8 protein-coding genes, 1 pseudogene and 1 riboswitch are annotated in these 8,754 nt (G+C 64.3%); of the genes and pseudogenes, 8 read left to right on the top strand and 1 reads right to left on the bottom strand.

Annotation, left to right across the window (positions count from 1 at the left end):
• The 3 genes and pseudogenes from V0R62_RS25030 to V0R62_RS25020 all read left to right on the top strand — a co-directional run.
• Positions 1–921, top strand: a pseudogene (locus V0R62_RS25030) (hypothetical protein); the annotation flags it as partial.
• Between the two features lie 2 nt (positions 922–923).
• Positions 924–1,727 (top strand): DUF6708 domain-containing protein, encoded by an 804-nt coding sequence (locus tag V0R62_RS25025; RefSeq protein WP_330105618.1) that lies wholly within the window; start codon positions 924–926, stop codon positions 1,725–1,727.
• Positions 1,724–1,981, top strand: coding sequence for a PAAR domain-containing protein (locus V0R62_RS25020; protein ID WP_330105617.1), 258 nt, complete (start codon positions 1,724–1,726; stop codon positions 1,979–1,981). Before V0R62_RS25025 ends, V0R62_RS25020 begins: the two co-directional genes overlap by 4 nt.
• Positions 1,982–2,082: 101 nt before the next feature.
• On the opposite strand, the gene V0R62_RS25015 is transcribed toward V0R62_RS25020, so the two are convergent.
• Positions 2,083–3,270, bottom strand: coding sequence for an MFS transporter (locus V0R62_RS25015; RefSeq protein WP_330105616.1), 1,188 nt, complete (start codon positions 3,268–3,270; stop codon positions 2,083–2,085).
• 112 nt (positions 3,271–3,382) lie between these two features.
• Between V0R62_RS25015 and V0R62_RS25010 the strand changes: the two genes are divergently transcribed.
• The 5 genes from V0R62_RS25010 to V0R62_RS24990 all read left to right on the top strand — a co-directional run bounded on the left by V0R62_RS25010 (position 3,383) and on the right by V0R62_RS24990 (position 8,722).
• On the top strand, positions 3,383–4,303 hold the full coding sequence (locus V0R62_RS25010) for a LysR family transcriptional regulator (protein ID WP_330105615.1): 921 nt from the start codon (positions 3,383–3,385) through the stop codon (positions 4,301–4,303).
• Positions 4,304–4,401: 98 nt separating this feature from the next.
• Positions 4,402–5,571: a DUF1624 domain-containing protein gene (locus V0R62_RS25005; protein WP_330105614.1), complete on the top strand. Its 1,170-nt coding sequence runs from the start codon at positions 4,402–4,404 to the stop codon at positions 5,569–5,571.
• A 27-nt stretch (positions 5,572–5,598) separates the two neighbouring features.
• Positions 5,599–5,796, top strand: a riboswitch (cobalamin riboswitch).
• A 114-nt stretch (positions 5,797–5,910) separates the two neighbouring features.
• Positions 5,911–6,924, top strand: coding sequence for an ABC transporter substrate-binding protein (locus tag V0R62_RS25000; protein WP_198744688.1), 1,014 nt, complete (start codon positions 5,911–5,913; stop codon positions 6,922–6,924).
• Positions 6,921–7,937, top strand: a complete 1,017-nt coding sequence (locus V0R62_RS24995) for a FecCD family ABC transporter permease (protein WP_330105613.1) — start codon at positions 6,921–6,923, stop codon at positions 7,935–7,937. The genes V0R62_RS25000 and V0R62_RS24995 overlap by 4 nt, the downstream gene beginning before the upstream one ends.
• Positions 7,934–8,722, top strand: a complete 789-nt coding sequence (locus tag V0R62_RS24990) for an ABC transporter ATP-binding protein (RefSeq protein ID WP_408005737.1) — start codon at positions 7,934–7,936, stop codon at positions 8,720–8,722. The genes V0R62_RS24995 and V0R62_RS24990 overlap by 4 nt, the downstream gene beginning before the upstream one ends.
• The last annotated feature ends 32 nt before the right edge of the window (positions 8,723–8,754 follow it).

Raw genomic sequence — 8,754 nt, 5'->3', positions numbered from 1 at the left:
AGTATTGAAGCGACAGGGAAAGCGATCGAGATATTGCGACCTGCCCGGGTCGGCGTGACAGCGGGCTCGACACTGATGCAGGGGACGCAGCTTGTCAGGTACGGTGGTGCCATTGCTGCTGTCGCTGGTATTGCAGATGGAACTAATTATTTACTAGCGGCTCAACGGACAGCGTCCCAAGGAGACTCATCATCTAGAACCTCCTACTATATAGCTGGAGCACTCTCACTCTCTTCTGCTTTCGTAGGGATGAGCACACTAGTATTGGGAACTGCTTTCTTAGGACCTGTAGGGATAGCACTAGTACTTGCACTTTCGGCCTACACGTTTGCTACGATCGCAAAAAAAAGCGAATCGTCTCCACTGGAAATCTGGGCTCGCCAGTCCAGATGGGGACTACCAGCGTCACATCGTGAATGGCAGGTCGCAGAAGACAATGACAACGCTATAGGTGCTCTCAATGCAGCCCTATTGGGCATCACTGCTCACGCCTCAATAGATATAACATTCAAAGAAACACACCCTCCGAAAACGATAGAGCCGTTCGTCACGCTGAGGGACAGCTTCTCGGTCCCACTCGAAACACGCCTGAACTACACAATCACCATTCCTAATTTTACTCACGGACAGGCAAGATACGAATGGACACTGGTGGTTTATTCACCGGGTAGAAACACTGTACCGACTGTCTATTCAGGAGACAGCGACAAGGCAAAAAACGAGTCATATGAGAGCACCGGCATTCCAGAGGATAGTTCCCTCCGAGGAAAGCCCCTAAGAATAGAAGGAAGCACACCAACTGCAGACTTCAAAACTATCGACGCTTTTGAGTTAACAGTCTGTTATTGGCCCGACAAGGACGACTCTACAAACCTCGCCAGACTAGTAAAAAAACAAGACAAACTGGACGTGAGAAACTAAGAATGAAAAGACCTGCCCTGATTCCTCCATGCCCAGGCTGGAAAGAGGATTTCAACCTTCCAAATGACCATCCCAATGTCGAACCATCACCCGCATTAATTAATGCAAACCATCAAGATGAGATATATCTAGAAACCTTTAGGAGTTCACTCAACCTACGATGGCTGTTACTCCCATGCCTGCTAGGCAGCACCTTTCCTCTTGCTATAATTATAATCTTGACGATAGAAAGCATAACAAAAAGTGAATACAGCCTCTTCCTGGCAGAGCTTGTTGTATTCTTTATAACCATATGGCAGACAACGTTGTTTTTCCGCCTAGTTTTTCTAACACCTAGAGATGAGCCTATACGTTTCAACCGTGCCCGACAAAAAATCTACGCTTACAACTTTACGTTCTGTTGGTGGAACCCCTTCATTCCATGGCCAGTAAAAACAGTCAGCTACGAATGGAGAGATGTACGCGCTGAGCGCTGGAAAAAACAGGGCGTCACGCATCAGGGTTCGCACGTCGTAAAAGTCGGGATCATGCTGTCAATCGTGAAGCCGGGCACAAACACAGTCATCGACCGATTCCCTTTGACCAACCTGGTGGGTGAAGAGTCAGTTTGGGCCTATATATGTACTTACATGCAACATGGCCTCTCCGCTGTTCCACCAGTCCCTCTCAATAGAGATCACAACGATCTCCTCTGGTGCCAATTCGCCATGCGTCTGGCACCAGAGGTCAAGTGGCCAGAAGCAATAGACCACGAATCACGAACGGCCCCACAAACCGCTCCACTTCCACAGGTAGAGTCGCCATGAAGCCTGTCGTCCTCATCGGCCATCGCCACCTTTGTCCTCTCCACGGGGAAGGCACTGTCATCAGTGGCGCGGCCAATGCCACAGTGAATGGTCGTGCAATTGCACGCATGGGGGATGAGCTCAGCTGCGGTGCGGTCATCGAGACCGGTGCCGCGCATACGCTAATTGAGGGCAGCCCTGCGGCGCGCCAGGGAGACAAGACCAGCCATGGCGGTGTTCTGATCGAAGGCGACCCTGCCTGGCTGATCGAATAAGGATCGGCAGGATTGCAACAAGCCGCCCTGCAGTCATCTCAAACCCGGCAACCGTCCCATCCAAGGTATGAACGCGCCTTGGCTGGACGGTGGAACAGACCTCACTCGCTCCGTTGCAGCACCAACGTGGCCATCAACGCCACCACCGCAAACCCACAGGCCACATACCCCAGCGCAGCCAGACCAAGCCCCTGGATCGCCGCGCCCCCCAGCGCGGCACCGGCGGCGATACCCGCGTTGGCCGCCGACACATTGAGGGTCCCGGCCAGGGCCTGGGCCTTGGCGCCGGCCCGCATCACCCGCACCTGGCACACCGGGAACAGCGCCGTGTAGGCGATGCCCCACAGGGCCAGGGCGCCCACCAGCAGCACCGGGTTGCCGATCACCGGGGTGACCAGGCCCATGCCCAAGGCCAGCATCGCCAACAGCAGCAGCGTGGCCCGCAGCGGGCTGCGATCGACGATCCGTCCGGCCAGGGCGTTGCCGAGCATGCCCACCAGGCCAAAGCCCATCAGCCACCAACCGACCGCGTTGGCCGGCACGGCGGCGAGCTGCTCGAGGATCTCGGCCAGGTAGGTGTAGGCAGTGAACATGGCGGTGAACACCAGCGCCGAAAGCAGCACATGGGCGATAAAACGACGGTCCTTGAGAATCACCGTCTGCCGCTCCCCTGCGACGCGGGCCGGAACCTTCGGCAGAGGCGGCAGCCAGACCCACATCAGCAGCGCCACCAACAGGCACAGCCCGGCGAGCAACCAGAAGCTGCCGCGCCAGCCGACCAGCCCGGCGGCCAGGGTGCCCAGCGGGATACCGAAGACGAATGCCGCGGTGATCCCCAGGTAGACCCGCGCCACCGCCCAGCCCTCGCGCCCCTGGCCGGCCAGTTGCCCGGCGCTTTCGCTGGCGGTGCCCCAGTACACCGGCAGGGCAAGTGCGGCGAGGAACCGCGCCAGGGCCAGTACCCAGACGTTCGGCGCCAGCGCCGACAGCGCATTGGAAGCGGCGAACAGCAGCAGGATGGCGATGAACAGCCCCTTGCGTGGCAGGGCCGACAGCCAGGCGGTGAGCGGTGGCCCGAACAGCATCACGGTCACCGCGAACAGGGTGACCAACTGGCCCGCGCCCGCGACCGACAGTCCAAGGTCGCGGGCCAGCGCAGGCAGCAGGCCAAGAATCAGGAACTCGGTGGTCAGCACCGCGAAGCCGCCGACGGCGAACAGGCCGATCGACAGCCCCACGCGCGGTGCCGGCCGCGTCAAGGTGGCATGGGTCAAGCTGGAGGTGGACATCTACTGCAATCCTCGATGAATGGCAGGCCAGCTTAATCTGGAATCTTGTTCCGATTACTGGTAGATATTCCCTTATCAAGTGAACCATATTCAGTAATCGCGAGCCCCCGCCATGTCCGCCTCGGAACGCCTGAAAGACATCGACTTCTTCGTCAGCGTGGCTAACGCCGGCAGTTTCATCGCCGCCGCCGAGCGCATGAGCCTCACCAGCTCCGCCGTGAGCAAGGGCGTGACCCGCCTGGAGAAACGCCTGCAGGTGCGCCTGTTCGAGCGCACCACCCGACGCTTGGCCCTGACCGACAGCGGCGCCGACTACTACCGCACCTGCACCCGCGTGCTGGCGGAAATCGAAGAGGCCGAACTGGCCCTCAACGACGAGCACAAGACCCCCTGCGGCAAGCTGCGCATCGACCTGCCGGCCACCTTCGGCCGCCTGCATGGGCTGCCCGCCGTGCTCGACTTCGCCGCCTTGCATCCGCGCTTGCAACCGCACATCACCCTCTCCGACCGCTTCGTCGACCTGGCCGAGGACGGCATCGACATCGTCGTGCGCATCGGTGGGCCACAGACTTGGCAGCCGGGCATCGAGCACCGCTACCTGGGCAGCCAGCGCCTGGTGTTCTGCGCAGCACCCGCCTACCTCGCCCGCCACGGCATGCCCCGCGACCTGCAACAGTTGCAGGCCCAGGGCTGTGTGCTCTACGCCTGCGCTGACGGCAGCACGCCGGCCCTGCATTTCGCCGGCGCCCGTCCGGGCCTGGCGCAGCTGCGGCCGATGCCCGGCCGCCTGGCCATCGGCGATGCCGAGGGGCAGGCCCTGGCCATCAGCGCCGGGCACGGCATCGCCCAGCTGCCGACCTGGCTGGTGCAGCGCCAGCTCGACGCCGGGACCTTGCAGCAGGTGTTGCCGGAGTACGCGATGGAGGGGTTGCCGATCAACCTAGCCTGGCGCCGCAACCGCGGGCATCTGCCCAAGGTAAGCGCGACGGTCCAGGCCCTGGCCGAGCGGCTGGGGCCGCTGATTCAGGGCTGATTCAAGTGGAGTGCCAGCGCATGCCTGTATCCAGGCACAAACAAATGAAATAAAATAACATTTCATTTGAATGTTATTCCTGCCTGCGACCCGCCTCGATGACCAGCCTCCCGACAGCCCTCCCCAGCCAACGCCTGCACAGCATCGACGCCCTGCGCGGCCTGGTGATCCTGTTCATGCTGCTGGACCACGTGCGCGAAACCTTCTTCCTGCACCGCCAGGTCAGCGACCCGATGACCATCGACGCGATCGACGCCACCGACCCCAGCCTGTTCGTCAGCCGCACCCTGGCGCACCTGTGCGCGCCGGTGTTCGTGCTGCTCACCGGGTTGTCGGCCTGGCTCTATGGCGAAAAGCACCAGGGCCGGGGCGATGTAGCGGCGTTCCTGTTCAAGCGCGGCCTGTTCCTGGTGCTGCTGGAGCTCACCTTGGTCAACTTCGCCTGGACCTTCCAGTTGCCGCCGGGCGTGATCTACCTGCAGGTGATCTGGGCCATCGGCCTGAGCATGATCGCCCTGTCGCTGCTGGTGTGGCTGCCACGCCCGCTGCTGCTCGCCCTGGGCGCGCTGATCGTCGCTGGCCACAACCTGCTCGATGGCCTGCACTTCGCGCCGCACTCGGCGCTGCATGTGCCCTGGGCGATCCTGCACGAGCGCAGCTGGCTGGAGCTGTCCGACAGCCTGCGCCTGCGCACCTCCTACCCGGTGCTGCCGTGGGTCGGCGTGATCGCCCTGGGCTATGGGCTCGGCCCCTGGTTCAGCCGCAGCAGCGATGCCGGCGAGCGACAGCAGCGCCTGCTGCTGGGCGGCGTGATGCTGCTGCTCGGCTTTGTCGTGTTGCGCCTGCTCAACGGCTACGGCGAGGCGCCGTGGGCCTTCTACTCCAGCGTCGGGCAAACGCTGATGAGCTTCTTCAACATCACCAAGTACCCGCCGTCGCTGCTGTTCCTGGCCATTACCCTGGGCGTCGGCCTGTTGCTGCTGCGCGGTTTCGAGCGGGCCGGCGAGGCCCGCTGGATCGGCCCGCTGACGGTGTTCGGCGCCGCGCCGATGTTCTTCTACCTGCTGCACCTGTATGTGCTCAAGCTGCTGTATGTGGCCTGCGTGGCGCTGTTCGGCCTGAACCAGGGCAGCCATTTCGGCTTCGACGGCATCGGCGCGGTGTGGCTGGTCGCGGTGCTGCTGGCAGTCGCCCTGTACCTGCCGGTGCGCGGCTTCGCCCGGCTCAAGGCGCGGCGGCGCGACATCGCCTGGCTCAAGTACCTGTAAAAGCGTTTTCAGCCGATGGCCCGATGGTCTACCATGCCGCCCGCCGGTTTCCACACGGAATCAAAAGGGAATCCCGGGCGCGCCGAGGGCGGGCCAAAGGGAACTGCCCCCGCAACTGTAGGTGCCGAGCCTGCGCCATCGATGCCACTGGGTCTGCCGACCCGGGAAGGCCGGCGCCGGCCAGGACGCACCAGTCAGGAGACCTGCCGGCACGCATTCACCAACCGGCGGGGTGTCCGGGATGGTCATCCGCCCCTGGCCGCGTGCTTGCCGCACGACGCCTGGCGATGCCTGTCCGTGGGCCATTCCGTGCACCACCCGACAGGAGATCGCCCCACCATGCCGTACCGCCTCGCCACCCTGCTCGCTGGCCTGTCACTGGCGGGCCTGGCCCACGCCGACGCCACCCGCTACCCGCTGACCGTCGACAACTGCGGCCTGCCGCAGACCTTCGCCCAGGCCCCGCAGCGCGCAGTGACCATCGGCCAGGCCGGCACCGAGCTGCTCTATGCCCTGGGCCTGGGCGAGCGGCTGGCGGGCACTTCGCTGTGGTTCAACAACGTGCTGCCCGAGTTCAAGGCGCAGAACGACAAGGTCGAGCGCCTGGCCGACAACGAACCGGGCTTCGAGGCGGTGGTCGGCAAGCGCCCGCAGCTGGTGACGGCGCAGTTCGAATGGATGGTCGGCCCCCAGGGCGCGGTCGGCACCCGTGAACAGTTCGCGGAACTGGGCATTCCCACCTACCTGCTACCCTCGGACTGCGAAGGCAAGGACAACCTGGTGGGCGCCGACGGTACCCGCCTGCAACCGTTCAGGATCGACACCATCTACAAGAGCGTCAGCCAACTGGCCGAGATCTTCGACGTGCAGGATCGCGGCGAACGCCTCAATGCCGAGCTCAAGGGCCAGCTGGACCAGGCCCGGCAACGCTTGGCTGGCCAGGACCTGAGCCACACCAGCGCGCTGTTCTGGTTCTCCAGCGCCGACCTCAAGGTCGATCCCTATGTTGCCGGTCGCCAGGGCGTGGCCGACTTCATGCTGCAGACCCTTGGCGTACGCAACGTGGTGGAGTCCAGCGAAGAATGGCCGGCGGTGGGCTGGGAGACCCTGGCCAGGGCCAACCCCACCTGGTTGATCGTCGCGCGCATGGACCGCCGCCGCTACCCCGCCGACGACTACCGGAAAAAGCTCGAGTTCCTGCGCAGTGACCCGGTGACCCGCAACATGGACGCGGTCAAGCAAGGCCGGATCATCGTCCTCGACGCCGACGCCATGCAGGCCGGCATCCGCCTGTTCCGTGGCCTGGAGGTGCTGTCCAGCGCCTTTGCCAGCGGTAAAGCGCCACAACCATGAGCCGCTTGCTGCCCATCAGCGCCTTCGCGCTGTTCGCCCTGTGCCTGGCCATGCTCGCCGGGGTCGCCATCGGCGAGACGCGGATCAGCGCCGAGGTGGTCTGGCAGGTGCTGGCCAACCAGCTGTGGCAGGCCGGTCATGCGCTCGACCCGATTGACGCCGGCATCGTCTGGAACTACCGCCTGCCGCGCACCCTGGTGGCCGCCGCCTGCGGCGCGGGGCTGGCGACCTGCGGGGTGATCCTCCAGGCGCTGCTGCGCAATCCGCTGGCCGAGCCGTACCTGCTGGGCCTGTCGGCGGGGGCCTCGACCGGCGCCGTGGCGGTGGGGCTGTTCGGCCTCGGTGGCGCGGTGCTGTCGCTGTCGGCCGGTGCCTTCATCGGCGCGCTGGCCGCGTTCGCCCTGGTGCTGGTGCTGTCGCGGGCCAGCGGCAGCCGACACGACAATGCGCAGGTGATCCTCGCCGGCATCGCCGGCTCGCAGCTGTTCAACGCGCTGACGGCCTTTCTCATCACCAAGTCGGCTACCGCCGAACAGGCCCGGGGCATCCTGTTCTGGCTGCTGGGCAATCTCAGCGGCGTGCGCTGGCCAGCAGTATGGCTGGCGCTGCCGGTGGCCCTGATCGGGCTGGCAGTGTGCCTGTGGCACCGCCGGGCGCTGGACGCCTTCACCTTCGGCGCCGACTCGGCGGCCTCGCTGGGCGTGCCGGTGCGGCACACGCAATGGTTGCTGATCAGCTGCACTGCACTGGTGACCGCGGTGATGGTCTCGATCGTCGGCGCCATCGGTTTCGTCGGCCTGGTCATCCCCCATGCCTTGCGCCTGCTGTTTGGCCCTGGGCACAGCCGCCTGCTGCCGGCCAGCGCCCTGGGCGGCGCGTTGTTCCTGATCGTCGCCGACATCCTCTCGCGCACGCTGATCGCCGGCCAGGTGATCCCGGTGGGCGTGGTCACCGCCTTGATCGGCGCGCCGGTGTTCGCGTTGATCCTGGTCAGCCGCCGGGGGCGTCCATGAACGTGATGGCCACCCTCGCCGACGCCCCACTCGCTTGCGAGGGCCTGGGCCTGCGGCTGGGCGACCGCGAAGTGCTGCAAGACATCGACCTGAGCGTAATGCCCGGCGAAACCCTCGGCGTGGTCGGCCCCAACGGCTCGGGCAAGTCCACCCTGCTCAAGCTGCTCGCCGGCCTGCGCACGCCCAGCAGTGGCAGCGTGCGTTTGCTGGGCGAGGCGCTGGAGCGCATGCCGCGTCGCCGGGTTGCGCAAAGCCTGGCGCTGGTCGAACAGCAGGCCGACACCCTGGACGCCATCAGCGTCTACGACGCCGTGGCCCTCGGCCGCACACCCTGGCTGTCGGCCCTGGCGCCGTTCGGCGCGGATGACCGTGCGATCGTCGAGCAGGCCCTGGCCGACGCCGACGCCGGCCACCTGCGTCGGCGCTTGTGGGGCGAGTTGTCCGGCGGCGAACGCCAGCGCGTGCACATCGCCCGGGCCCTGGCCCAGCGACCGAAGGTGCTGCTGCTGGACGAGCCGACCAATCATCTTGATATCCAGCATCAGCTGAGCCTGTTGCGACAGGTTCAAGCGCTGCCGGTGACTACCCTGGTGGCCTTGCATGATCTGAACCAGGCGTTGACCTGTGACCGCTTGGCTGTCCTGGACCAAGGGCGGTTGGTGGCCCTGGGGAAGCCTGAAGCGGTGCTGACGCCGGATCGGTTACTGGGGACGTTTGGGGTTCAGGCTCATTACCTGGTCGATCCGTATGATGGGGCGCGGGTGCTGCGGTTTCGTGCCACCTGAATCAGCATCTTGTGCTGTATACCTCCCCTCCT

It is taken from the genome of Pseudomonas carassii (genome assembly GCF_036324045.1).
GTDB lineage: Bacteria > Pseudomonadota > Gammaproteobacteria > Pseudomonadales > Pseudomonadaceae > Aquipseudomonas > Aquipseudomonas peradeniyensis.
This window is presented reverse-complemented; position numbering and strand designations above follow the sequence as displayed.

Excerpts from the sequence above, each read along its gene's own strand:
- V0R62_RS24990 (WP_408005737.1), top strand. The coding sequence starts at position 7,934 with ATGAACGTGATGGCCACCCTCGCCGACGCCCCACTCGCTTGCGAGGGC.
- V0R62_RS25015 (WP_330105616.1), bottom strand. The coding sequence starts at position 3,270 with ATGTCCACCTCCAGCTTGACCCATGCCACCTTGACGCGGCCGGCACCG.
- V0R62_RS25025 (WP_330105618.1), top strand. The coding sequence starts at position 924 with ATGAAAAGACCTGCCCTGATTCCTCCATGCCCAGGCTGGAAAGAGGAT.
- V0R62_RS24995 (WP_330105613.1), top strand. The coding sequence starts at position 6,921 with ATGAGCCGCTTGCTGCCCATCAGCGCCTTCGCGCTGTTCGCCCTGTGC.
- V0R62_RS25000 (WP_198744688.1), top strand. The coding sequence starts at position 5,911 with ATGCCGTACCGCCTCGCCACCCTGCTCGCTGGCCTGTCACTGGCGGGC.
- V0R62_RS25005 (WP_330105614.1), top strand. The coding sequence starts at position 4,402 with ATGACCAGCCTCCCGACAGCCCTCCCCAGCCAACGCCTGCACAGCATC.
- V0R62_RS25020 (WP_330105617.1), top strand. The coding sequence starts at position 1,724 with ATGAAGCCTGTCGTCCTCATCGGCCATCGCCACCTTTGTCCTCTCCAC.
- V0R62_RS25010 (WP_330105615.1), top strand. The coding sequence starts at position 3,383 with ATGTCCGCCTCGGAACGCCTGAAAGACATCGACTTCTTCGTCAGCGTG.